This window comes from Streptomyces sp. NPDC101776, assembly GCF_044766845.1.
In the GTDB taxonomy this organism is placed as follows: Bacteria; Actinomycetota; Actinomycetes; order Streptomycetales; family Streptomycetaceae; genus Streptomyces.
Genome location: NZ_JBIWMV010000010.1, coordinates 79,510 through 104,267 on the forward strand (window position 1 = coordinate 79,510; position 24,758 = coordinate 104,267).

20 protein-coding genes and 1 pseudogene are annotated in these 24,758 nt (G+C 69.8%); 11 read left to right on the forward strand and 10 right to left on the reverse strand.

All coding sequences use genetic code 11. The annotated features are described in order from the left end of the window. Positions 1–9 precede the first annotated feature (9 nt). Genes ACIRRY_RS28475 through ACIRRY_RS28485 form a run of 3 tightly spaced genes read right to left on the reverse strand, consistent with a single transcriptional unit; the run spans position 10 to position 3,662 of the window. Positions 10–942 (reverse strand): NADP-dependent oxidoreductase, encoded by a 933-nt coding sequence (locus tag ACIRRY_RS28475; RefSeq protein ID WP_403977734.1) that lies wholly within the window; start codon positions 940–942, stop codon positions 10–12. After that, entirely contained in the window at positions 942–1,397 is a 456-nt protein-coding gene (locus ACIRRY_RS28480; protein ID WP_403977736.1) for a MarR family winged helix-turn-helix transcriptional regulator, read from the reverse strand. The genes ACIRRY_RS28475 and ACIRRY_RS28480 overlap by 1 nt, the downstream gene beginning before the upstream one ends. Positions 1,398–1,442: 45 nt before the next feature. Then, positions 1,443–3,662 carry an MMPL family transporter gene (locus tag ACIRRY_RS28485; protein WP_403977738.1) on the reverse strand — a complete coding sequence of 740 codons (2,220 nt, stop codon included), beginning with the start codon at positions 3,660–3,662 and terminating at the stop codon, positions 1,443–1,445. Between the two features lie 184 nt (positions 3,663–3,846). On the opposite strand from ACIRRY_RS28485, the gene ACIRRY_RS28490 reads away from it, so the two are divergent. Further along, the gene (locus ACIRRY_RS28490) at positions 3,847–4,569 is read left to right on the forward strand and encodes a TetR/AcrR family transcriptional regulator (protein ID WP_403977740.1); all 723 of its coding nucleotides are present in this window, start codon (positions 3,847–3,849) and stop codon (positions 4,567–4,569) included. Between the two features lie 32 nt (positions 4,570–4,601). Further along, on the forward strand, positions 4,602–5,258 hold the full coding sequence (locus tag ACIRRY_RS28495) for a maleylpyruvate isomerase N-terminal domain-containing protein (protein ID WP_403977742.1): 657 nt from the start codon (positions 4,602–4,604) through the stop codon (positions 5,256–5,258). Positions 5,259–5,320: 62 nt separating this feature from the next. Here ACIRRY_RS28495 and ACIRRY_RS28500 read toward each other — a convergent pair whose 3' ends face one another. The 4 genes from ACIRRY_RS28500 to ACIRRY_RS28515 form a co-directional block, all read right to left on the reverse strand. Beyond that, positions 5,321–7,099 carry an FAD-binding dehydrogenase gene (locus ACIRRY_RS28500; protein WP_403977744.1) on the reverse strand — a complete coding sequence of 593 codons (1,779 nt, stop codon included), beginning with the start codon at positions 7,097–7,099 and terminating at the stop codon, positions 5,321–5,323. Between the two features lie 156 nt (positions 7,100–7,255). Then, positions 7,256–8,179, reverse strand: coding sequence for an expansin EXLX1 family cellulose-binding protein (locus ACIRRY_RS28505; RefSeq protein ID WP_403977746.1), 924 nt, complete (start codon positions 8,177–8,179; stop codon positions 7,256–7,258). A gap of 151 nt (positions 8,180–8,330) precedes the next feature. After that, positions 8,331–9,296: an SMP-30/gluconolactonase/LRE family protein gene (locus ACIRRY_RS28510; protein ID WP_403977748.1), complete on the reverse strand. Its 966-nt coding sequence runs from the start codon at positions 9,294–9,296 to the stop codon at positions 8,331–8,333. A gap of 108 nt (positions 9,297–9,404) precedes the next feature. Continuing rightward, on the reverse strand, positions 9,405–10,292 hold the full coding sequence (locus tag ACIRRY_RS28515) for a helix-turn-helix domain-containing protein (protein ID WP_403977750.1): 888 nt from the start codon (positions 10,290–10,292) through the stop codon (positions 9,405–9,407). Between the two features lie 592 nt (positions 10,293–10,884). On the opposite strand from ACIRRY_RS28515, the pseudogene ACIRRY_RS28520 reads away from it, so the two are divergent. From ACIRRY_RS28520 to ACIRRY_RS28530, 3 genes and pseudogenes are all read left to right on the forward strand, one after another. Beyond that, positions 10,885–11,304, forward strand: a pseudogene (locus ACIRRY_RS28520) (hypothetical protein); the annotation flags it as partial. Between the two features lie 56 nt (positions 11,305–11,360). Then, positions 11,361–11,630 carry a helix-turn-helix domain-containing protein gene (locus ACIRRY_RS28525; RefSeq protein ID WP_403978355.1) on the forward strand — a complete coding sequence of 90 codons (270 nt, stop codon included), beginning with the start codon at positions 11,361–11,363 and terminating at the stop codon, positions 11,628–11,630. Between the two features lie 288 nt (positions 11,631–11,918). Beyond that, positions 11,919–12,290, forward strand: coding sequence for a hypothetical protein (locus ACIRRY_RS28530; RefSeq protein WP_403977752.1), 372 nt, complete (start codon positions 11,919–11,921; stop codon positions 12,288–12,290). A 6-nt stretch (positions 12,291–12,296) separates the two neighbouring features. Here the strand turns inward: ACIRRY_RS28530 and ACIRRY_RS28535 are convergent, their stop codons facing one another. The 3 genes from ACIRRY_RS28535 to ACIRRY_RS28545 form a co-directional block, all read right to left on the reverse strand. Continuing rightward, positions 12,297–12,899: a hypothetical protein gene (locus ACIRRY_RS28535; protein WP_403977754.1), complete on the reverse strand. Its 603-nt coding sequence runs from the start codon at positions 12,897–12,899 to the stop codon at positions 12,297–12,299. Positions 12,900–12,972: 73 nt separating this feature from the next. Further along, positions 12,973–14,409: a carboxylesterase/lipase family protein gene (locus ACIRRY_RS28540; RefSeq protein WP_403977756.1), complete on the reverse strand. Its 1,437-nt coding sequence runs from the start codon at positions 14,407–14,409 to the stop codon at positions 12,973–12,975. A 63-nt stretch (positions 14,410–14,472) separates the two neighbouring features. After that, on the reverse strand, positions 14,473–15,747 hold the full coding sequence (locus ACIRRY_RS28545) for an MFS transporter (RefSeq protein WP_403977758.1): 1,275 nt from the start codon (positions 15,745–15,747) through the stop codon (positions 14,473–14,475). 139 nt (positions 15,748–15,886) lie between these two features. On the opposite strand from ACIRRY_RS28545, the gene ACIRRY_RS28550 reads away from it, so the two are divergent. The 6 genes from ACIRRY_RS28550 (at position 15,887) to ACIRRY_RS28575 (ending at position 24,708) form a co-directional block, all read left to right on the forward strand. Continuing rightward, the gene (locus ACIRRY_RS28550; protein ID WP_403977760.1) at positions 15,887–17,140 is read left to right on the forward strand and encodes an ROK family transcriptional regulator; all 1,254 of its coding nucleotides are present in this window, start codon (positions 15,887–15,889) and stop codon (positions 17,138–17,140) included. A 391-nt stretch (positions 17,141–17,531) separates the two neighbouring features. After that, on the forward strand, positions 17,532–18,539 hold the full coding sequence (locus tag ACIRRY_RS28555; RefSeq protein ID WP_403977762.1) for a LacI family DNA-binding transcriptional regulator: 1,008 nt from the start codon (positions 17,532–17,534) through the stop codon (positions 18,537–18,539). Positions 18,540–18,796: 257 nt separating this feature from the next. Beyond that, positions 18,797–20,131: an ABC transporter substrate-binding protein gene (locus tag ACIRRY_RS28560; protein ID WP_403977764.1), complete on the forward strand. Its 1,335-nt coding sequence runs from the start codon at positions 18,797–18,799 to the stop codon at positions 20,129–20,131. A gap of 7 nt (positions 20,132–20,138) precedes the next feature. Then, a complete protein-coding gene (locus ACIRRY_RS28565; protein WP_403977766.1) occupies positions 20,139–21,086 on the forward strand; it encodes a carbohydrate ABC transporter permease in 948 nt (315 codons plus the stop codon). After that, the gene (locus ACIRRY_RS28570) at positions 21,083–21,940 is read left to right on the forward strand and encodes a carbohydrate ABC transporter permease (RefSeq protein ID WP_403977768.1); all 858 of its coding nucleotides are present in this window, start codon (positions 21,083–21,085) and stop codon (positions 21,938–21,940) included. Before ACIRRY_RS28565 ends, ACIRRY_RS28570 begins: the two co-directional genes overlap by 4 nt. Positions 21,941–21,969: 29 nt before the next feature. After that, positions 21,970–24,708, forward strand: a complete 2,739-nt coding sequence (locus tag ACIRRY_RS28575) for an alpha-mannosidase (RefSeq protein ID WP_403977770.1) — start codon at positions 21,970–21,972, stop codon at positions 24,706–24,708. Positions 24,709–24,758: the final 50 nt, after the last annotated feature.

A 24,758-nucleotide genomic window follows, 5' to 3' on the forward strand; every position in this document is an offset into this window, starting at 1 on the left:
CGGCTCGCGTCAGGGAATGAGCACGATCTTTCCGCGGGTGTGACGCTTCTCGAGTTCGGCGAACGCGTCGCGGACGTCGTCGAGCGGGTAGGTGGCGGCGATGGGGATCTCGATACGGCCGGAGGCGACGAGGTCGGCCATCTCGGTGAGGACCTCGCGGTTGGATGCCTCGGCGCTGCCGGCGCTCTTGGTGCCGAGTTCCTGGGCCTTCTGGAACGAGATGATCGTCTCGATCCGGTCCCGGGAAATGCCCAGATCCACGGCGAGTTGGACGTAGTCGGGGCCGAAGAGGTCGATGAAGGCGTCGATCCCGTCGGGCGCCGCCGCGGTGAGCGCACCGGCGAGGTCGTCGCCGTACGGGACCGGGGTCGCGCCGTGGTCGGTGAGCCAGTCGGCGTTGGCGGGCGAGGCGATGCCGAGGACGTGCGCCCCGCGTACGGCGAGGAGTTGGACGACGACGGTGCCCACTCCGCCGGCCGCGGCCGACACGGCGACGGTCTCACCTGGCTTCGGCGCGACCGCTTCGACGGCGGCCCACGCGGTGCAGCCGACGACGTAGAGGGCGCCGGCCGCCTCCCAACTCAGGGCCTGTGGCTTGAGGATGAGCTGCGACACCGGTACGACGACGTGGGTGGCCTGGCTGGAGCGCTGCCAGGAGAAGCCGAGAACCTCGTCGCCGAGGGCGAAGTCGCTGACGCCTTCGCCGAGTTCGGTGACGACGCCGGCGAGGTCGCTGCCCTGGCCGGACGGGAAGGTCGCGGGGAACATCGCGTGCATCGCGCCCGAACGGATCGCCGCCTCCCCGGGGTTGATGCCGGCGGCCCGTACCTCGACGAGGACTTCTCCCGCGGCGGGTCGGGGAATCGGCACCTCGGTGACATGGAGGACGGCACGGTCGCCGTACTCGTCGAAGCGCACTGCTCGGGCTCGGGTGGTGCTCATCAGGTCTCCTTCGTCAGGGGTGTCGGTCCGGGGTCCGGGGTGGTGGCGCGGAGCACGGCGAGCGTGCCGGCGAGGTGGGCGAGTGCCGTGTCCGGGAGCGGGGCGGCCAGCCGGGTCGCGAGTTCGCGGTCGAGGACGGGACCGGCCTCGTCCACCAACTCCCGCCCTGCCGCCGTCAGTTCGACGATCGAGGAGCGGCGGTCGGCGGGATGGGGGCGCCGGGTGCAGTGGCCGAGCCTCTCCAGCCGGTCGACGGCCTGGCTGGCGCCGCCGACTGTGATCGAGAGGGCGGCGGCTATGTCGTTCACCCGGCAGGAGCCCGCGCGTTCGACGACGAGCATCACGTTCAGACCGCCCAGGGTCACCTCGCACTCCTGCCGGAGCCGGGCGTCGATCCCGTTCCACAGGTCGGTCTCGAAGCGCACCAGGTCGTCGAACACTTGCCGCAGGTCCACGGGCGGGCCTCCCCGCTAGATGCATTAGCTCTAATCATATTAGAGCTAATGCACTGTGGACGCATCCCTCGCGGCCAACCCGGGCTCGGGGGTGGGACCGCCCTCGCTCAGACCGAACCGCGCATGGAACCTGCGCAGGAAGCCGGGCGCGTACCAGGCCGAGCGGCCGAGGACGCGCATCGCGGCGGGGACGAGGATGCCGCGTACGGCGACGGCGTCGATGAGGATGGCCAGTCCACTGCCCAGACCGAACAGCTGCATGAAGCTGAGCTTCGCCGTCCCGAAGGCGAAGAAGCTCACCGCGAGCAGGCAGGCGGCGGCGGTGACGATGCGTCCCGTGTGCCCGAGGCCGTTGGTGACGGCGGACTCGTTGTCCTCGCCCAGGTCGTGGAGTTCCTTGATCCGGCTGGTGACGAAGACCTCGTAGTCCATCGAGAGGCCGAAGGCGATGCAGAACATCAGCACCGTCATCGAGACGTCCATGGGCTGTGCCGTGAAGCCGAGCAGGGAGGAGAGATGGCCGTCCTGGAAGATCCAGGTCATGACACCGAGGGTCGCGCCCAGGCTGACCATGTTGAGGAACAGCGCGCGCAGCGGCTGGACGACGCTGCCGGTGAACAGGAAGAGCAGGAGGAAGGTGGTGAGGGCGACCAGGGCCACGGCGAGCGGGAGGCGGCTGCCGACGGAGTGCTTGGAGTCGACCAGGACGGCGTCAACTCCCCCTACGAGTGGGTGTGTTGCGGCGGGCGGGACGACCGCGCGTACGTCCCGGACCAGGCTCTGGGCCGCGTCGGACTTCGGTGTCAGGGTGCTCACCACGTTGAGCTGCTGCGCGTCGGGGCGGCCGAGAGCGGGGTTGCCGGGGTCGGTCGCGGTCGACTGACCGTCGGCGTAGGTTCCCGCACTGGTCTCGACGCGGACGACGCCCTCGATCCCGGACAGTTCGGTCGCGTACGACTCCAGCGGGGCCTTGCTCAGGGGGGCGTCGATGACGATGTGGAGGGCGGAGTCGTCGTTGCCGTTGAACTTCTCGCGCAGTACGGAGGAGACCTGGCGGCTCGCGGCGTCCTCGGGCAGGACGCGTTCGTCCGGTGTGCCGAAGGTGATGCCGAGGAGCGGGCTCGCCGCGGCGAACAGGACCGCGAGGACAGGCAGCGCGGTGAGTGCGGGGCGGCGCATGACGGTGGCGGCCAGCCGTCCCCACAGGGGTGCCCGGCCGGCGGGGCGGCGGCGGTTCGCCCAGGGCAGCCGTCCGCCGTTGACCCGGTGGCCGAGGACGACGAACAGGGCCGGCATGACGAAGAGGGTGCTGACGGCCGCGATGACGACGACCCCGACACCGGCGTAGCCGAACGAGCGCAGGAAGTACTGCGGGAACACCAGGAGTGCCGCAAGCGCTGCGGCCACGGTCGCGGCGGAGAACGCGACGGTACGGCCCGCCGTACTGACCGTGCGCCGTACGGCGTCGTCCACGCTCGCCCCGGTCGCGAGTTGCTCCCGGAACCGGCTGACCATCAACAGGGCGTAGTCGATGCCGAGGCCGAGGCCCAGTGCCGTGGTCAGGTTGATCGCGAAGACGGAGACGTCGGTGACGCTGCCGAGGAGGTACAGCTCCGCGAAGGTGCCCGCGATGGCGGTGGTGCCGATGGCCAGCGGCAGCAGGGCCGCGACCATGCTGCCGAAGACGAGCACGAGCAGGAGCAGAGTGAGCGGGACGGCGATCGACTCGGCCTGGACGAGGTCCTTGGCCGACTGGGTGCCCATGTCGCTGGTGACGGCGGCACCGCCGCCCGCCCGGACCGTGAGGGCCTTCTCGTACGGTCCGGTGTAGGCGTCGATGACGCTCTTCGCGTTCTCGTCCCGCTCGGTGTCGTTGCCCTTCACATGGGCGAGGACCATGGCGTCGCGACCGTCCTTGGAGCGGAGGTCCGAACTGCCCGTGTCCCAGTACGAGATCACGTTCTCCAGGTGCCGGTCCTTCTTGAGGCGCGTCACCAGGTCCCGGCCGCTCCGCCGGGCGGCCGAGTCGTCGACGCGGCCTTCGGAGGCGCTCACCAGCAGGACCAGGTTGGTCTCCCCGCCGAACTTCTCGTCGATGGCCTGCGCGGCCCGGCTGGACTGGGAGGCCGGGTCGTCGTAGCCGCCGCCCAGCAGCTTGCCGAACGCGCCGGCGCCCAGGACGCCCATGAGGGCCACCGCCACGACGGCGGCGACGAGGACCAGCCGGGACCGGCGGATCACCAGCTCGGCTATGCGTTCAAACACGCCCAGTCTCCTTTGCTGTCCATACGGTGAAAGAGGCGCGAAACAGCCGGGGTTGACCACCGGGACACTCTTCGTCGCCGCGTCCGACGTTAGTGAGGAGCAAGAAGATTTGGCAGTGTTAGATTTTCCTCACACATGACACATTCGTTGCAGGCCCCGGGAGTTGGCGCCGTACGGTCGACGCATGCCCGTCGACGAAGCCACGACCGCCCCGCCCTCCCTGCGCCAGCGGCGCCGGGCCGCAGCCACGCACGAGATAGTGGAAGCGGCCGAACGCCATCTCACCGAACACGGGCCCGCGGCCCTGTCGTTGCGCGCGGTCGCCCGCGGTCTCGGCATGACCGTGCAGGCGCTCTACCACTACTTCCCGAGCCGGGACGCCCTGGTCACCGCGCTCGTCACGAAGGCGTACGACGACCTGGCCGACGCCGTGCAGGCCGCCGTCGACACCCCCGACGACCCGGATCTGCCCCGCCTGGTGGTCGCGGCCGAGGGCTACCGGCGCTGGGGCATCGCGAACCCCGAGCGCTTCCAACTCCTCTACGGCACACCGCTGCGGGACTACGCGGCACCCACCGACGGACCGACCACCCAGGCGACGCGTCGGATGAGCGCGATCTTCGAGCGCGAGATGTTCGAGGGGTTCACCGCGGAGCAGCTCGCCGCGACCGACACCTCCACGCTGTCACCCGAACTCCGTTCCTATTTCGAGCAGTTGCCGCACTACGGCCAAGGGCATCTGCCCGCGCCCGCGACCGCGCTGCTGATGAGCGCGTGGGGACATCTGCACGGTCTCGTCGCCCTGGAGGTGTTCGGACACACCGTCTTCCTCGGCGAGCACCAGGGCGAGCTGTTCCGCATGGCGATGCGGAACCTGTTGGCGGACATCCACCGCCGGATCACGTGACACGGTCCGCCCGGGCGCCGTAGCGTGCCGAGATGGATCTCTTCTCAAGCTCCTGGACGGCGCTGCTCACGGCGGTCGCCGGCCTCGCGGACGAGGATTTCGAGCGGCCGTCCGGTTGCGCCGGCTGGCTGGTGCGGGACCTGGTCTGTCATCTGGTCATCGACGCCCAGGACGTCCTGATCACCCTCGTGACGCCCGCCGACACGGAGCCGACCCGCGACGCGGTGACCTACTGGGCCGTCACGCGGACACGGCCCACCGGTGACGATCCGCTCGACGCGCTGATCGTCCGGCTGGCCGCCGCGTACGAGGAGCCCTCGCTGCTCAAGTTCCATCTGGACGACGTCGGTTCGGCCGCCGGCCGTGCCGCTCGACTCGCGGATCCGGGTCTGCGGGTCAGCACCCAGGACGAGGTTCTCACCGCGGGCGACTACCTCTCCGCGTTCGTCCTGGAGTGGACGCTGCACCACCTCGACCTGGTCGCCCGCGTCCCGGGTGCGGCCGGGCCGCCCGCGGAAACACTCGCCGGGGCCCGCGAGTTGCTGGAGAAGATCGCCGGGGCCGCCTTCCCCGAGTCGTTCTCCGACCGGGACGCGCTGCTCGTCGGCACCGGGCGGCGCGCTCCGACGGATGAGGAGAAAGCCCAACTGGGCGCGTTGAGCGCGAAGTTGCCGATGGTCCTCGGGTGATCCGTCGGCAACTCGGTCCGGGTGCGCCCGAGTTGCCGACGGGTGGCGAGCGGCCGTAGCGCTCAGATCGCGGCAGCCGCCGCGCGGCCCGCCTGGCGGCCGGAGAACAGGCAGCCGCCGAGGAAGGTGCCCTCCATCGAGCGGTAGCCGTGGACTCCCCCGCCGCCGAACCCGGAGACCTCACCGGCCGCGTACAGACCGGGAATCGCCGTACCCGTGGCGTCCAGGACGCGGCCCGAGAGGTCGGTCTGCAGACCGCCCAGTGTCTTGCGGGTGAGGATGTTGAGGCGGACGGCGATCAGCGGTCCGGCACTCGTGTCCAGGATCTTGTGGATCGCGGCGGTGCGGCTGAGTGAATCCCCAGGGTAGGAAAGGGCGTTGCGGATGCCCATCACCTGGGCGTCCTTCGAGTACGCGTTGTCGATCTCCCGGTCCCGGGCCTCGATCTGCCGCTGGAGGTCGGCCAGTTTGATCAGGCCGTCGCCGGTCAACTTGTTCATTCCGAGGACCAGTTCGGAGAGCGTGGTGGCGGTGATGAAGTCGACGCCGTTCTTCCTGAACTTCTCGATCGGCTCCGGCGTCTGCCAGATGCGCGAGAGGAGCATCAGGATGTCCTTGTTGGTGAGATCCGGGTTCTGCTCGGACCCGGAGAGCGCGAACTCCTTCGCGATGATCTTGCTCGTGGTGACGAACCACGAGTAGTCGTAGCCGCTGGCGGTGATCGAACCCAGGGTGTGGAGCGTGTCGTAGCCCGGCATGTCGGGGGCGGAGAAGCGCTTGCCCTTGGCGTCGAACCACATCGACGACGGTCCCGGCAGGATGCGGATGCCGTGGTTGGGCCAGATCGGGTCGTAGTTCCTGAGGCCCTCGGTGTAGTGCCACATCCGGTCGGGGTTGACGATACGGCCGCCCGCCGCCGAGGTGATCCCCAGCATCCGGCCGTCCACGTACGCCGGCACACCGGTGATCATGGTCTTGGGTGCGTTGCCGAGCCGGGCCGGCCAGTTCTGCCGTACGAGATCGTGGTTGGCGCCTATGCCGCCCGAAGTCACGATCACCACAGGGGCCTTGAGGTCGAAGTCGCCCACCACGGTGCGGGAGGTGGCCTTGCCGCGCTGGGCGGTGCTGGGTTCGAGGATCGAGCCGCGGACTCCGGTGACGGCTCCGCCGGTGCGGACGATCTCGTTGACCTGGTGGCGGAACTTGAAGACCACCTTGCCGCTGGCGACCCCGGCGCGCACCAGCTTCTCGAACGGCTCGACCACGGCCGGACCGGTGCCCCAGGTGACGTGGAAGCGGGGCACCGAGTTGCCGTGTCCGTCGGCGAGGCCGCCGCCGCGCTCGGCCCAGCCGACGATCGGGAACCAGCGGATGCCGAGGCCGTAGAGCCAGGACCGCTTCTCATTCGCCGCGAAGTCCACATACGCCTCGGCCCACTTGCGGGCCCAGTAGTCCTGGCCGGTCGGGTCGTCGACACCGCGGTCGAAGCCCGCCGTGCCCAACCAGTCCTGCCACGCCAGCTCTTGGGAGTCCTTGATGCCCATGAGCCGCTGCTCGTCGGAGTCGACCAGGAACAGTCCGCCGAAGGACCAGAACGCCTGGCCGCCGAGGTTGGACTCGGGCTCCTGGTCCAGGAGCAGCACTTTCTTTCCTGCGGCGACGAGTTCGGAGGTGGCGACGAGACCGGCGAGGCCGTGGCCGACGACGATGGCGTCGGCGTCCGAGGTGCCGGCCGCGAACGCCGGAGCCGCGTGCGCCGCGAGGGCGGCGCCGGCGGCGACACCTCCGGCCACCGTCAGGGCTCTTCGTCTGCTGATCGTCGTGGGGGCCGAATTCTCCATGGGGTGCCTTCCGGATGCGATACGGGAGGTGCGGGAGGTATGTCCGACACGTGGAACGTGCCGCGACACCTCAAGTGTTACCGCCGGTAGCACCCAGGGAAACCAAGCTGTGTCAGCAGTGTTGCGGGAGTTGGGTTCGGAGCCTCTGGTCGAGGGTCAGTGCTTGGCGAACTGGACCCGTGTGGCCTGTGTGACGTTCGCTCGCACCGCGAGTGCGGGGACGGTGAGTTGCTCGCCGTAGATGTCGGTGAGCCGGAGAGCGCCGCCGCAGCCGGTGCCGTCCTCGGAGAGGAAGTAGTTGTAGTCGGCGCGCGCCAACTGCCGCCACCCACCTCCGGCCTGAACTTCCAGGCGGGCCAGGGGATTTCGGTGTCCGATCGCCTGGATGCCGCACCAGTAGCGGGTGGAACCGGTCTTGTAGCGGATCGAGATCGTGTCGGAGGTGCTGGGGCTCGCCAGGTTCCAGGTGATCGGGATCCGGCCGGCCGAAGGGGCGGCGAGCTTGGCGAAGGCCTGCGCGCTGAGGTCGATCTGCCCGGGGGCGCAGTCCCCCGGGCATTCGTTGGTGATGCGGACGGTGATACTCGCGCCGCCTGCCGCGTGCACCACCACATACGCCCCGCACGCCTTGGACGACTCGTAGTCCGCGGTGTTCATCGCGCCGGTCAGGACATCGCCGCTCGGGTCGTACAGGCAGGCGCCGCCGCCGTCCGCGTCGTAGAAGGTGGCGACCCCTCGGTAGGTGACACCGGGGCGGATGCGGCCGGCCAACGAGGCTGTGCCCGAGGCCGGTTGAGCGGCCTTCGTGGCCGCCGGCGCGGCGGAGGCGGTGGTCGCGTGGGCAGTGGGTGTCGCCTTCGGCTTCTTCGACGCGGTCGCGCTCGCCCGCGCGGAGGCGGGCGAAGTACCGCTCGGAGACGGCGAGTCGGCCGCCGGGGCGGTGGCGGAGGGCGTGGAAGTGACGCCCTCCGCCACGGACTTCACGTCCTCGTCGCCCTTGTTGCCGGGCAGCAGCACCAGGGCCAGGGAGACCACGATGAGTACCGCGGCCGCCGACAGGAACAGCCACCGCTTGGACACCGGACCTCCTTGATGGCCACCACCCGTTGTTCGGAGTGATGAAGGCAGCGATGCTGCCAGCCTCAAGGGGACTGCGGCAAGCCCTTTCTGGAGATGTGCAGTTGGGGGCGGGTGTGGAAGGGGGTGACTGGTGGTGCAAGCGTCGCCGGACTCACCGGTCCAGGTGGGCGAGCAGCAGGTTGGGGTCCTCGGCGGTGACGTAGGCCGCGCTCAGGACGTAGGCCGTGTCGCCGCGCAGGGCGATGGACGTGGGGTTCCGCAGTCCGTCCGTCGCGGTGAGGACGACGGTGGGGCTGCTGTGCGGCTTCGCGAGCACGACCTCGCTCGAACCGTTGACGGTGGCGAGCAGTTGGTCGCCGCGGCCGGTGAAGGCGAAGTCGTCGATCCCCGGCAGGCCGGTGACCTCGGTGCGGACTCGGCCCGCGCGTCCGTCCCTGAGGACGGGGACGCGTACGACGGTGCCCCGGTCGAGGTTGGTCACCCAGAGGGCCCCGCCCCTGATCTTCAGGCCGTTGGCGCCGAGAAAGCCGGTCGACGACAGTTCGGGGGCGGTGGACCAGGCCGTGGGGGTGCCGCCTGCGACAGGCACCTTCCATATCGTGCCGAGCACGGAGTCGGTGACGTAGAGCGTGCGGGAACTGGCGTCCAGCGCAAAGCCGTTGGGCAGTCCGTCGGCAGGCAGCGCGGCGATCCGCTCCGGTGTGCCGCCCGGCCGCAGCCGCCATACGCCGGTGAGGTCGGCGGTACCGGTGGCGTACAGGAAGTAGAGGGTTCCGTCGTGGGCCCGGACGATGCCGGACGTGAGCGGGAAGCCCAGGACGGGGGTGTGGACCCCGCCGTCCGCCGGTGCGGGCAGCGTGGCCAGGATCTGGGTGACTCCCTTGGGCGAGAGCCGGGCGACCTGCCGGGCGGCAGCGAAGGTGACGTAGGCACTGCCGTCCGGAGCCAGGGCGATGTTCTCCGGTGTCTGCCCCTTGGTCAGGTCGAAGTGGCGGGCGATCCGTGCGTCGCTCAGCGGCGCGGAGGCGGCGGACGCGGATGACGGGGAGAGCAGTGTGGTGGCGGTCGCGACGACGACGGCCGTGGACAGGACCGACTTGGTGAGCGTGGTGAGCATGGGGTGGTTCCTTCGGAAAGATGGGTTCGGGCAGGGATTTCGGGCATGCGGCAGCGACGTGCCGATGCGGTGGTGACTTGGGGCGGTCGGATGACCGCCCTGGACGGGTCAGTCCGTGCTGACCCGGGACCGAGCCGGCAGGGGCTCGGCCGGTACGGCGGCCTGGGCGAGCAGGGTCAGTGCCTCTCGTGAGGGTGAGCCCGCCGGGGTGGTGGCGACCACGACGCTGATGCCACGCTCCAGCCCGAGGCTCTGCTGGACGACCGTCAGCGGACCCACGACCGGATGCCGCATGTCGTACGAGGCGAACATGTGGGACTTGACGCGGTGATCGGCCCACATCGAGGCGAACTCGGCGCTCTTGGCGCTCAGTTCACCCACCAGCGCGTGCAGCGCCGCGTCGTCGGGGAACCGGCCCGCCATCAGGCGGAGGTTGCCCACCACCGCCCTGGCCTTGCTCGGCCAGTCCGCGTACAGGTCGCGGGTGTGGGGGTCCAGGAACACCAGCCGGGCCAGATTGGGACGCCGGTCCGGCCGGTCCGGGGTCTCGGGGTCGAGGTGCCCGGCGAAGAGCGCGTGCCCCAGCCGGTTCCACGCCAGCACGTCGGCGCACCGGCCCTGCACGATCGCGGGAGTGTCCCCCAGTACGTCCAGGAGTTGGGCGTTCTCCTCCGTCACCCGCTCTGCCGGGAACCGCCGGCCCCGCGGGCGCTGTCTGCCCGCGCGGGCCAGATCGTGCAGGTAGCGCCGCTCGGGTTCGTCGAGCCGCAGGGCACCGGCGAGCGCGTCCAGCACCTCCGGTGACGCGCTGGGCGACTGTCCTTGTTCCAGCCGGGTGTAGTAGGAGACGCTCACTCCCGCGAGCAGCGCCAGTTCCTCGCGCCGGAGGCCGGGCACGCGCCGCCGTTCCCCGTACGTGCTCACCCCGACGTCCTCAGGACGGAGGTGAGAACGTCGAGCCTTCAGAAAATCCCCGAGCTGCGTTTCTCCGTTCACGCTTCTCAGTATGGGCGGCGACCGCACACGGAGCCTGCCCCAATCATGGGTATGCAACGGCGGGTCAGGGTCCGTGGGGCCGATGCGAATCACCACGCAGGGCGCTTTCCGTTCCGCCGGTGGAATCGTCGACAGTGAGCGCGCTTGACAGTCGCTCGTTGTCGATTCGACAGTGTCGGCCGTGACATTCTCCGCGGTACGACCGGACGGTGATCCGCTGCGCCTGCTGTGCGAGTCGCTGCAGTCCCGCATCGAAGAACTCAGCGACGGGTTCACCGACGGCATCAGGCGCGAGATCCCCGGCTACGCGGTCATGCCGCTGGCCGAGCAGCGCGAGACGGTGCGCGTCCGCCTCGGCGCCGTGCTGCGGGGGCTCGCCCTCGGTGTGGAGCCGACGGCCGAGCAACTGCTGGAGGTTCAGTCCGCGTCCCGCAGAAGGGCGTACTACGGTCTGCCCGCCCAGGACGTGCTCGCGACCTTTCACCTCGTCGCGCGCGGGCTGTGGGGCGAGCTGCGGACCGTGGCGCGTGGTACGGCGGCCGAGGACACCGCGATCGAGCTGGTCGCGCCGCTGTGGTTGTGGGTCCAGGCGATGAGCGGCGTCGTCGCGGACGTCTACGCGGACGAGGCCGGGGCACGGTACGGGCGCGAAGCCGGTCTGCGCCAGCGTTTCCTGGAACTGCTCCGCACCGGTGGGGCACCTCGCGAGCACACCGCCGAGATCGCCCGCGAGCTGGGCTTCGATCCTGACGGCGAGTTCCAGGCCCTGTGCACTCCGGCCTCCGTGTGGGCCGCGGAAGGGCGCCTGGGTCTGCTGCAACGCGCGGCACAGCAGGTTCCCGGAAGAGTCTCCTGCGGACTGAGCGGGCAACTGATGGTGGCCGTCGCGCAACGCGGCGCCCGGGCCGATCTCGTCACCCGCGTGATCAAGCTGGGCGGCGACGACGCTCCCGTGGGCGTCGGCCTCCGACGGCCCGGGCTCGCCGGCGCCGAGATGAGCATCACCGACGCCGAGCGCGCCCTCGTGGTCGCCGAACGAGGGGGCCGCGCCACGTCGTTCGAGGACGTGTGTGGCTGCGGGCGAGCCTGGTCGACAGCCGGGACCGGCTGCTTCCCCTGTTCGCCGATGTCCGCCGGATCGCGGGCGAGCAGCCCCAGTTGGCGGAGACCGTCCTCGCCTTCGCCGACGCCGGGTTGTCGCTCGCGCACGCCGCCGACGCGCTCCGGATCCACCCCAACACGGTGGCCTACCGGCTCGGCCAGTGGCACAGGCTCACCGGAACCGATCCTCGCACCTTCACCGGTCTGCTCCGCTCGGTCGTCGGCATCACCGGTTGACCTCGGCTCTGGAATCCACAGCGATCGGCCCCCTCACTCCATGATCACGCCGAAAACCGCCCACCGTGCGATTCCTACACTCCGTAATCGACGACGTGCCCGGCTCTCTGCGGCACGCCTCAATCGATGGAATGGATCAGGAATGGCACAGACAGACCCGAATTCCTATGTCATGGGAAATACCTCCGAGGAGGCGGACCGGCTCGGGATACAGGCTTCCCTGGTGGCGTCGTGACATTCCAGGACTTCACCATCTCAAGAACTCGCGCCGTCCCTGACGTTCCGCTGGTGACACGGAGCGTGGAGTGGATCTGCGCGGCGCTCAGGGCAGGAGGCCGCGACCCCGACATGGGTGAGCAACTCGCCCACGTGCTGCGGGCTTCGGGGCTGTCCGATCCCCGTGTGGCGGTCGCCGTACCCACGGGTGGCCCCGACTCGGCCGCGGTGACCCTGATCTCCGAGTCGGCACGCAGTCTCCTGCCGGTGATGGAACACGCCGGCATCACCACCGCCGAGGAAGCGGACCTCGACACCTTGCGTGCCCGGATGTCACGCGCGTGCACGGAGGTTCAGGCGACGGTCCATGTACCGGAACTCGTCGCAGCCTGGGCAGAGTTGCACTGGCGGAGACCGAACTCCGGCACCGCTGAGGGTCGATGACGAAACTCACTTGCCCTCGAACCCGTCGGTCCGACTCCAGGTGAGCGTGGTGTCCCTCCCGAAGACCACCCGCTGTCCGTCCTTGGAAACCGTGGCCTGTTCCCAACCGTCGATGTTCTTGGTGACGTTGACGCTCCACTCGGTCAGGCTGCCGATGACGACGGCCGCGACGGACTCGGTCGGTGGTTCACCGTCGTAGCAGTAGGGGCCGAAGTCGGCGATCGCCGCCACGGTCCCCTTCTTGGTGCGCAGGTGGATGCCCTGGCACGCGTCGGTCCGGGTGCGGTAGATGACCTTCGGCTCGGTCCACGCCTTCGCCCGGGGACTGTAGTGCTGCTCGACGAGCCCCTTTCCCTGGCGGTAGTGCAGGGCCACGCGGCGGCCGTCGTCGAGTGTCACCTCGGCGTTGTACGGGCTCGGGCTGCCGCTCCAGGGAAGGTCGCTCTTCTCCAACTCGGCGGCGTACACAGAGGAGTCCGAGGGATCCGGGGAGGCGCCGGCCGAAGGTGCCTTTGTCACCGAGCCCTGGTGACCGCATGCCGCCATGGCGACCAGTACCGGCACCACCGCCGCTGCCCTGGCCGCCATCCGAATGCCAGGCTTGTACATCCGTGCCTCCCGTCGCCTCGTCGCTCCGTCGCAGCTCAGCTTAGGCACGCACCTCGGTGAGACACCCGAGGACTCACGGGGTGGTCGGTGGTGTCGTCCAGATACGCCGTTCGGCGCCCAGCGGGTCGTCGATGGCCTCCGGGACCGCGTCCCAAATCATCGTCGTGCGGCGCTTGTTGGTGTAGCGGGGCCAGTTCGGGCCCGGGTCGAGGTCGCGGACGAAGGCGACCCAGGCTCCGTGCATCGCGTCGGCCAGGGACTGGGGTGGGTGTGGGCCCGTGGCCGCGGTGACGCGTTCGGCGTTCAGGAGGTCGAAGGCGAAGGGGATCTCGACGCAGTGGGCGGCGCTGCCCCAGGTGAAGTGGTAGAGCCAGGTGGGGAGTTCGTGGTGGGCGCGGGACTCGGCGAGGGCGAGGGACGGACCGCGGAAGATGGCGTCGGTGAGGGCCTGGCCGATGCGCTGCTCCGGGTCCGTGCCCTCCCGGAGGGCGGCGTACGCGGTCACGGCCTCGGGGCCCAGGCCGTGACCGGCCAGAACAGCGCCGACCACCTCTGCGGGTACGGGAGTTGGATCGCTACCGGGCGGGGGGTAGAACTCGCGCTCGGTGAAGCCGAGCAGGAGTGGTACGGAGGTCGCGCTGCCGTCCGCGAAGGCGTCCGGGACGGGGACCGGGATCAACTCCCCGTCCGCGAAGGGCGCCAGGGTCAGACCTGCCTCGGGGGTGGCGAGGGCGTCCTGGAGGGCGAGCAGTTCGTCGTCGGTGAGGTCGCGGAGCGCTGCGGCGCGGGCGGGGACGCCGGTGCGTTCGGTCAGGCGGGCCGAGTCGGCGAGGGCGTCGCGGCGGTGCTGGGGGGCCCTGACGGCGCCGGACTCGGAGATCGCGGCGCGGAACAGCCCGTGCGCGGAGGGCGTCGCCATCAGGGTCTGCGCGGCGCCGCCGCCCGCCGACTGACCGGCGACGGTGACCTTCCCGGGGTCGCCGCCGAACGCCTCGATGTTGTCCCGCACCCAGGTCAGCGCCGCGATCCAGTCGAGCACACCGCGGTTGTCGGGGGCGTCTTCGAGGGGGAGGAAGCCCTCGATGCCGAGCCGGTAGCCGAGGGACACGAGGACGATTCCGTCACGGGCGAACGCGGACCCGTCGTACCAGGGACTGGCGGCGGATCCGGCGACGTAACCGCCGCCGTGGATCCAGACGAGGACCGGCAGGTCGGCACCCGGGTGCGGGTCCGGGGTGAAGACGTTGAGGTTCAGTACCCCCTCGCCCGGTATCGACGGCTCGGGGATGGTCGTGGGGCCGTCGAGGATGAAGGGGCGGCGTTGCGCGGTGGGCCCGTACCGGGTGGCGTCGAGGGGGTCGGTCCACGGCTCGGGCGGGACGGGGGCGGCGAAGCGGAGTTCGCCGACGGGGGCCTGGGCGTAGGGGATGCCGAGGAAGCGGGCGGTGGTGTGCTGCCACGTCCCGAGGACGGGGCCCTGGGACGTGACAGCGAGTACGGACTGGGGCACGGAGCAACTTCCTTGTGGAGGTGGGAGGTTACGGACGATGGTCGAAGTCTCGCGCCCCGCCCGCTACTTGACGCCCTTGATCAGCCGGATCGCGAACGCGCTGATCAGGACGACGGCCATGGCGAAGGCGAACAGGACGCGGTAGCCGGGGAGTTTGTCGGAGCCCGCGGCGAACGAGGTGATGAGCACGGAGGCGATGATCGGTCCGAGGGCCTGCGGGACGTTGGTGGCGATGTTGAGGATGCCCAGGTCCTTGCCGGCCGCCGCGCCCTTGGGCAGCACCTCGGTCATCAGGGCCATGTCCAGCGACATGTACGTACCGAAGCCCATGCCGCTGACCAGCGCGTACGCGTACATCGCGGGCAGGGTGGGGCTGACCAGCGGGATGGCCATGGACAGGGCGAGCAGGACCGATGCGCCGATCACGAAGATCTTGCGGCGGCCGGTGCGGTCGGAGATCTTCGCCGCCGGGATCGCGCCGGCGAGGGTGCCGACGAGGGCGAGCACGGACATCAGCTGCTGGGCGCTGTCCACGGCGTCGGCGTCCAGGCCGACGTAGTCCTGGAGGGCGTAGCGCTGGTAGGTGGCGACGCCCCAGTAGCCGAGGATGAAGGTCATACGGGCCACGAACGCCCAGGCGAAGTCGGGGTGTTGACGTGGTGAGACCCAGAAGCCGGTGAAGAACTCCCGCCAGGAGAAGGGTTCCGGAGCCTCGGGGCGGGTGCGGTCGCGGTTGAGCAGCACGAACGCGAGCACGGTCACCAGGACGATCGCGGCGATCACGCCGTAGCCCAGGCCGAGTTGACCGGCGTAGCGGGCGGCGAGGATCACGCCGAGGTTGGAGCCGAGGCCGACGAAGGCGGAGACGATGCCGAACCGTCGGGGAGCGACTCGGTCGGCCATGACGGCGGTGAGCGGGGCCTGGATGACGTTCAGCAGTACCTGCACGGCGACCCACATCAGCGTGAGCCAGAGCAGGGTGGTGGCGTGCGAGATGGCGAGCAGGGAGAGGGTCGAACCGACGGCGCCGAACAGCATCCAGGGGGTGCGGCGGCCCAGGCGGCCGCGGGTCCGGTCGGAGAGGGCGCCGATGATCGGCTGGGCGAAGAGCGTGACGACGGACGAGGTCATCGTCACCAGGGCGAGGTTCGACTCCTTCGCGGCGGCGTCGAGGTTCTGGATCTGAGCGGGGAGCAGAACCACGACGAGGCCGGCGTAAGCGGTGTAGAGAGCGGCGAATCCCGCGCCCATCGACCACATCAGGACGTTGACCTGGGAGCGGCCCAGGGTGTCGTCCGTTCGGACAGTGGCGGGGGCGGAAGAGGTCGAAGCGGACAAGGACGCCTCCACGGGGACGGACCGGCATCGTTGCCGGTGCCGGGAGTATGGCCACGCGGATTTATTTATTTCAAGGCTCGAAAAATAATATCTTGGCCATCTTGACCGGATCCCGTCCCGCAGGGGCACAATCGTCTGCGTGAACGCACCCGCCGACTCGGCCGACGTACGACGCGGCAATCTGGCCCTGGTGCTGCGGTACCTCGACGCCCACGGCCCGTGCGCCCGTACCGAGGTCGCCGCCGGCACCGGACTGGTGCACGCCACGGTCACCGCGTTGGTGGCGGAGCTGATCGACCGAGGCCTGGTCCGCGAGGCGGGTTCCGTGCCGACCGGTGGCCGGGGCCGCCCCCGACGCCTGCTGGGGCTCGTCCCCGAACGCGTGGTCGTCCTCGCCGCCCAGGTGAGCCTGGAGTCCGTGCACGTCATGGCGGCGGACTTCCGGGGCCGGGTCCTGCACCGCGAATCGGCGCCCCATCATGCCCCGTACGGGGATCCGCGCGCCCTGGCCGCGGTGATCGGCTGCGTGGTACGAGCGGCTGAGGCGGCGGCACGGGACGCGGCACCGGACGCGCATCTCGCCCAACTCGCCGTAGCCATGGCCGGACCGGTCGTCGGGACCTCTCAACTGGTCGCCGCCGCGATCGACTTCGGCTGGCGCAGTACCGATCTGCGCGCGCTCGTGACCGCCGAACTCCCCTTGCTGGACTGCCCTGTTGACGTGGTGAACGACGCCAACATGGCGGCCCTGGCCGAATACCACGCCCTCGAAGCCGCCGGTGTGGAGCACCCCGACACCGTCGCCTACATCAAGGCCGACACCGGCGTGGGCGGCGGGCTCCTCGTCAACGGCCGTGTGCACAGCGGAAGTCATGGCATGGCGGGCGAGATCGGGCACCTGCCGATCGCCCTCGACGGCCCCGACTGCCGTTGTGGCACGCGGGGTTGCCTGGCGACGTACATCGGCCCCGAACCCCTCATCCACGCGGCCGGGTTGGACCATGTCGCCAGGTCGGAAGGCGGTGAGGCGGCACTGGCCGAGCTGGACCGCCGACTGTGTGCGGCCGATCCGGCCGCGGTCGCCGCGCTCGACGCGGCCGGGCACGCCCTGGGCGCCGCCGTCCTCGGCGTGTCCGGGGTCACCGACGCCGGCGAGATCATCCTCGGCGGCTACCTCGCCACCTGGGCCTCCTGGCTCCGTCCCGGCCTGGACGCCCGCCTGGCCGGCCGCCGCGCCCTGGCACCCGACATGCAGCCGACCATCACCTTCGGCGTCCTCGGCGCCGAGGCGACACTGCGCGGCGCGTTCCAGACCTGCCGCGACGCCCTGCTCGACGATCCCACCGGCGTTCCGGCACTCCCGCAGGCCCCGGTCGCGGTGGCGTCGCCGTAGGAACTGCGCGGCGGATCATGCCGCGTGGGCGAGGCCCGGTACGTACGCATGTCCGCGGCGGCCGGGCGGCGCTGCCCTCCCCACCCCCGCCGACTCTGCTCTCTGGAAGCCGGGGTCTTCACTAACCGGTCATAGCTCATGACGGTGGTTAGGTTTGCCCCCGGCCTCCAGCACCCACCCACCGCACAGGCGCGCCTCCGAAGCTCGATACCCACATCTACAACGGCCCAGCGCCGCACCTCACAGACCCCCGCGCCGAAGGCGACCGACCCCGACCCGACGCCCCACGACGCCCCGATCTCCCGGCCCGCGGCTTCGTGACCCCGCCCCCGTACATGCATACTCGGGCTCTGCGCGCGCACCTGCGTTCGCGAGAAGCGGGAGGTGGGCGATGGTGGTGCCCTCGGCAGCGGGGACCGAGCCCCGGAAAATCACGATCAATGATGTCGCCGCGTCGGCGGGGGTGTCCCGGCAGACCGTGTCGCGGGCGCTCAACGACAAGGACGAGATCGACAGCGAGACGAAACAGCGGGTGCTGGATGCCGCTCGTGCGCTCGGGTACCGGCCGAGCCGGTTCGCCCGGGGGCTGGTGCGGCAGGACACGATGACGATCGGGCTGGTCATTCCCGATCTGCTCAATCCGTTCTTCACCGAGGTCGCCGCCGCCGCGCTGGAGGCGGCCCGGACGCGTGGCTGGCAGGTCGTCGTGTACGACACCGGGGACCGGGCGGAGGAGGAACGCGGCACGCTCCAGGTGATCAGTTCGCAGGTGGACGCGGTCATCGGCTACTTCAGCTGCCCCGAGAGCGAGTTGGAGAAGTTCACGCGCGGCATGCCGGTGGTGCTCATCGGCCGGGAACAGCGCACGCGGTTCAGCGCGATCGAGATCGACGGCACGGCGGGGGTGCACGCCGCGGTCGCCCATCTGGTCGCGCGGGGGCACACCCGGATCGGCATGCTCGACCACCACACCCGCGCCGAACCGAGCGTCCGGCACGAGTGGTTCACGACCGCCGCGACGGCCCACGGGATCGAGGCCGGCATGGTGGTCGGCGCGGACCAGACGGCCGACGGCGGTGGCGCGGCGCTCAGGACCCTGCTCGCCGACCATCCCGACATCACGGCCGTCTTCACGTTCAACGACATCATCGCGATCGGCGCCCTGCGCGAGGCACGTCGCCTCGGCCGCACCATCCCGCAGGAACTGGCGGTCATCGGCTTCGACGGTCTCCAGCTCGGCGCACTCGTCGAACCCCCGCTCAGCAGCGTCGCCCTGGACACCCGCAGGCTTGGCGCCCTCGCCATCGAGCAGGTCGCGCGCCTGTTGTCGGGAGGGGAAGCGCTTGCCGCCGATGACCTGGTCGTGCGCGGCGAACTGCGGCTGAGCGGCTCCGCCTGACGGCCGCCCGCGCGTCCGGTCCGAATGTCTTGACACCCGCCCGCACCGGAGCGCAAACTTCCGAACATTCGCAACACACTTCAAGAGGTCTATCTGCAAGCAGTCCCGTGAGCGCTCACGGGAGCGCTCACGGGACGCTCTTAGACCCCGCAACAAATGGTGTGCCCACGTCCCTTCCACCCAGAAGGCATCCCGCCCGAGGGATCAGCATCGAAGCCGCCTAGCACCGCCGCTAGTCGTTGTCTGGAACGGAAACCATGAGCAGCACAGTCACGCGCATCCGCCTCGGCGCCGTCGCCGTGGCCGCCAGTGTCGCCGTACTCGCCGGATGCTCGTCATCCGCGCCGTCGGCCAAGACATCCGCGGCCTCCTGCGCGCCCGCGAAGGGCAAGGTCACCCTCCAGTACTGGAACACCGTTCCGGGCATGGACAAGGTCGTCGCCCTGTGGAACAAGAAGAACCCGAACATCCAGGTCGAGACGAAGAACATCTCCAACGACCAGTACGGCACCCTCGGCAACGCCCTCAAGGCGGGCAAGGCGCCGGACCTGGCCCAGGTCGGCTACGACGAGTTGCCCAACCTGCGCACGCAGAGCGCGTTCGTGGACGCCTCGTCCTGCTCCGCGGCCACCGCGGCCAAGTCGAAGTTCGTGCCGTGGACCTGGTCGCAGACCAGCTTCGGCAACACCGGCGTGTTCGCCCTGCCGCAGGACACCGGGCCGATGGCCCTCTACGTACGCAGTGACATTTTCAAGAAGTACGACATCGCGATCCCGACGACCTGGGACGAGTACGCGGCCGCCGCGCAGAAGCTGCACAAGGCGGACCCGAAGCTCGACATCACGTTCTTCGACCCGAACAACGCCGAGTGGTTCAACGGGCTGCTCTGGCAGAACGACTCCCAGATGTACAGCTACTCCGGCGACAAGTGGCAGGTCACGGTCGCGTCGGAGCACAGCAAGCAGGTCGCCGACTACTGGCAGAAGCTGATCTCCGGCAAGCTCGTGCGCACCGACCTCGCCAACGGTTCGACGCAGATGTACGCGGCGTACCAGCAGGACCAGATTGCCAGCTACGTCGGCGCCGCCTGGGGCTACAGCATGTTCCGCGACAACCTGCCCAAGCAGGCCGGGAAGTGGTCCATCGTCCCGATGCCGACGTGGGGTTCGAGCGGCTCCTCCGGTGACTGGGGCGGCTCGACCGTCGCGTTCATGAAGGGCAGCAAGCACCTCTACGAGTCGGTCAAGTTCAACACCTGGCTCAACACCGACCCGGCGGCGCTCGCACTGGAGAACCAGCTCGGCGGCCTCTACCCGGCGGCGAACGCGGGACTTCAACTCCCCGCTCTCTCCAAGGGAGTTCCGTACTACAACAACGAGAAGATCTTCGACGTCTTCGCCGACTCGTCCAAGAAGATCAACACCAGCTTCGCCTGGGGACCCACGCAGAAGACGGTGAACCTCGCGCTCCAGGACGCGATGGCCAAGGCGGCGGCCGGTGACGGCACGCTCAGCGACGCGTTGGCGGCGGCCCAGGCGTCCGCGCTGAAGTCGATGAAGGATCAGGCGATCCCGGCAGCGGCGGGCAAGTGACCGCACGATGACCGACATCGCACCCCGCGCGACGCGCCGGGTGGCGTCACCCGGGGGCCGCCGCCGTCTCAACGGCGGCGGCCCCCGGGCGGGCACCATCTTCGCGTTCGTGATCCCCTTCTTCCTCCCGTTCGTGCTCTTCTACCTGGTGCCGGTCGGCTACGCGCTGTGGCAGAGCGTCCGCGTCGTGCGCCGCAGCGGCGGTCAGTACGGCACCTCGTACACGACCTTCGGCGGCTTCGAGCAGTACGGGAAGGTCTTCCAGAACGACGAGTTCTGGTCCAGCATCGGCCGCATCGGACTGTTCGGCATCGTGCAGGTGCCGGTGATGCTGTTCGTGGCGCTGGTCATCGCGCTGCTCCTCGACACTCCCCTGCTGCGGCTCAAGTCCGTGTTCCGCATCGCCGCGTTCATGCCGTACGCGGTGCCCGGTGTCATCGCCGCGATCATGTGGTCGTACCTCTACTCGCCCCAACTCAGCCCCGTCGTGGACCTGTTGAACGACATCGGGCTCAAGCCCGACTTCCTCGGGCCCGGCGCGGTGCTGTGGTCGGCGGCGAACATCTCCACGTGGCTGTGGACCGGCTACAACATGCTGATCATGTTCTCGGCGCTCCAGTCGATCCCGCAGGAGCTGTACGAGGCCGCCAAGCTCGACGGCGCGAGCAACTGGGCCATCGCCTGGCGGATCAAGGTCCCGATCATCGCCCCGTCGATCATCCTCACCACGGTGTTCTCGATCATCGGCACGCTCCAGCTCTACGCCGAGCCGGCCGTGCTGCGGCAGATCTCCTCGAACATCTCCAGCACGTTCACGCCGAACATGCTCGCCTACGCGGTGGCCTCCGGGAACAACTACCAGCAGGCCGCGGCGATCTCCGTGGTCATCGCCGTCATCACCTTCGTCCTGAGCTTCGGGTTCATGCGACTGACGTCGAAGAGGGCCGGCCTGTGAACAAGCCATCCGTCAACCGCGAGAGCCAGGTCAGCCGCACCGCCGCCATGGCCCTGATGCTGCTCCTGGCGATCTACTTCCTGCTGCCGATCTACTTCCTGATCGTCGCCTCCACCAAGCCGCAGGGCGACCTCGCCGCCACCAACGGCCTGGCGTTCTCGCACTTCAACCTGTTCGAGAACCTGCGTGTCCTGTTCACCCGCAGCGACGGCATCTTCGGTCGCTGGGCCCTGAACACCGTGATCTACGCCGTGCTGGGTGCGGCCGTGGGAACGCTGATCTCGGCGCTGTGCGGCTACGCTCTCGCCAAGTTCCGTTTCCGGGGACGGGAGTTCCTCTTCTCCGTCATCCTCGGCGGCGTCCTGGTCCCCACCACCGCACTCGCGCTCCCGCTGTTCCTGCTGTTCTCGGCGACGGGCATCGTCAACACGTACTTCGCGGTGTTCCTGCCCAGCATCGTCAGTCCGTTCGGCGTCTATCTCGCGCGGATCTTCGCCAACGCGGCTGTCCCGCAAGAGCTGTTGGAGTCGGCGCGACTGGACGGAGCCGGTGAGTTCCGCACGTTCTTCTCGGTGGCGTTCAAGCTGATGACACCGTCGCTGGTGACGATCTTCCTGTTCCAGTTCGTGGCCATCTGGAACAACTTCTTCCTGCCGATGGTGATGCTGCAGAAGGAGTCGCTCTTCCCGATCACGCTCGGCCTCTACGAGTGGAACGGCCAGACCGCCCGTGCCCCGCTCCTCCAGGAGTCCGTCATCACCGGCTCGTTGGTGTCGATCGTGCCCGTGATCATCCTGTTCATCCTGCTCCAGCGGTTCTGGCGCACCGGACTCGCCGCCGGTTCCCTCAAGTGACCGTCCCCGCACAGAAGGTGTCTCCCGCCATGACCGACTCCGCTGTCTTCGTGCCCCATTTCCACTGGGACCGGGAGTGGTACGAGCCTTTCCAGGTGTTCCGGCACCGGCTCGTCGCCGCCCTCGACACCGTGCTGGAGACGGCGGAGACGGACCCGGACTTCCGGTTCACCGTCGACGGTCAAATGGCCGCGATCGAGGACTACTTGGAGATGCGGCCGGAGAACCGCGACCGGGTCGCGGCCCTGGTCGCCGAGGGCCGACTCGCGGTCGGGCCCTGGCTGATCCTGCTCGACGAGTTCCTCTGCTCCGGCGAGACCATCGTCCGTAATCTGCGGATGGGCTGGGCGGCGGCGGCCGAGCTGGGCGGCGCGATGCCGATCGGCTATCTGCCCGACATGTTCGGCCACATCGCGCAGATGCCGCAGATCCTGGCCCGCGCCGGCATCGAACACGCGGCGCTGTGGCGCGGAGTGCCCGGCTCGGTCGGCGGCCACGCCTTCAACTGGCGGGCGCCGGACGGCTCCCAGGTGCGTACCGAGTTCCTCTTCGACGGCTACGACAACGGCCTCGACGTCCTCCTGATCCCCGAGCAGATCGGCCGCGCGCTCGGCGACTACGCGGAGATGACGGCCGAACGGTGGGGCCGCGACCCGGTGTTGGCGATGGCCGGCACCGATCACAACGCGCCCGACCCCCAACTCGCCTCCTGGCTGCGGCAAGCCGCCGCCGAAGGCCGCGCGATCACCATCGCCACCCTCGACGAGTACCTCCGCAAGCACGTCCGTGACGAGGTGTCCGCCGTCGTCACCGGTGAGCTGCGCGGTCATGTGCGCGGCAACATCCTCCCCGGCGTGCTCTCGGTGCGGCTCGGGCTCAAGCAGCGGATGGCGCTCGCGGAGCGCACGGTCGACCACGCCGAGCGCATGAACGCCCTGTGGTCCTGGCGCGACGACTCGCCGTTCCTGGACCTCGCCTGGCACAAGATCATCGAGTCGACGGCGCACGACTCGGTCGTCGGCTCGGGCACCGACGAGACCTGCGACCAGGTCGCCGCACGGCTCGCCGAAGCCGCGCAGACGGCGCGCGCCGTACGGGACGCGGCACTCACCGGGCCCGCCGCGCGGGTGCCGAGCGACGGCCAACTGGTGGCCAACCCGCTGCCGTTCGGCCGCTCGGCGCTGGTCGAGGTGGACGTCGTGGCCCCGCCCGAGGGCAGCGCGCTCGTCGCGACGCTCGCCGACGGCTCCACGGCCCCCGTGCAGTTGATCTCCCAGGCACCGACCGTCCTCAGCGACGAGCGCATGGACGCCTCGCAGCTCGAACGCGTCCTGCGCCGTATCCACCGCCGTGAACTCTTCGGCCGCCAGATCGACCACTACGAACTCGCCCCCGGCGCCCTCGTCTTCCACCTCGCCGAGGTCCCGACCAGCGGCCCCTTCGACCTGCTGATCCTGCGCCGCGAGGTCGCCGAAGCGGCGGTCGCACACCCGGGTGAGTGGCGGGTCCTGACCCTGGAGGAGGCCCGGGCGACCGCACTCGTGCCCGTGCGCGTGCCCGCTTCCGGGCTGACGTCCTTCCGGGTCGAACCGAGCGACCGCGCCTCCGTGGCCGTACCGTCGCACGCTCCGGCTACGGCGACGGAACGCACCCTCTCCAACGGCCTGGTCGAGGTCGCGGTCGCCGCCGACGGCACTCTGGACGTCACCGGCTCCGACGGGACCGTGCTGCACGGAGTCGGGCGGCTCGTCGACGGCGGGGACCGGGGCGACAGCTACAACTACGCTCCTCCGGCGCACGACGTCCTCGTGTCGGAGCCGACGGAGATCACCGTCGAGCTGGTCGAGAACGGCCCGTTGCGCGCGCGGCTGCGGGTCACCCGTGTCTACGCGTGGCCGGCCGCGCTCTCCGCCGACCGCGATGTGCGCGGCGAGCGGACCGTGCCGACGCCGGTGGAGACGCTCGTGGAGGTGCGCGCGGGCGAGCCGTTCGTGCGGGTGGCCACGTCCTTCCTCAACCAGTCAGCCGACCACCGGCTGCGCTTCCACGTACCGCTGCCCGAGCCGGTCACGACCTCCGCGTCCGCCGGTCAATTCGCGGTCACCGAGCGCGGATTGACCGCCGAGGGCGGCTGGGGCGAGTACCCGCTGCCGACCTTCCCGGCCGACGCGTTCGTGTCGTCCGGTGCCGCCACCGTCCTGCTCGACCACTCCAGCGAGTACGAACTGGTCGGCGAAGGCTCCGAACTCGCGATCACGCTGCTGCGCGCGATCGGCTCGATCAGTGTCAACATCCATCCCCTGCGCGACGAACCGGCGGCGAGCGAGATCCCCGTACCCGGTGCGCAGGACCTCGGGATGCGGATCGAGAACCGGTTCGCCGTCGTCCCGTCGGCGAGCGCGACCGGCTGGCGCGGCGCGAACGCGGTCGCCCTCGCCGAGGAGTTCCGCAACGACGTACTGGTCACTCGTGGGACCGCGCCCGCCGAGGCTCAACTGCCGCCCGACACGGCCGGGTTGCGGGTCGACGGGAAGGACGTCCTCGTCTCGGCCGTCCGCCGTGTCACCGACGACGAGCACGGCTCCGGCACCGAGGTCCGGCTGACCGCGATGAGCGACGACGCGTCGACGACGGTCCGGGTGACGGGGCCGTTCACCGAGGCCGCCACCGTCGATCTGCTGGGCCGGACGATCTCCCGATCCCAGGCCCGGGGCGAGCTCGAACTCGGCCTCGGTCCATGGGAGATCCACAGTCTCGTGCTCCGGTAGGCCGCCATGATCGAATGCAATACGCCCGTTCTGCTCTCACGAAAGCGTTG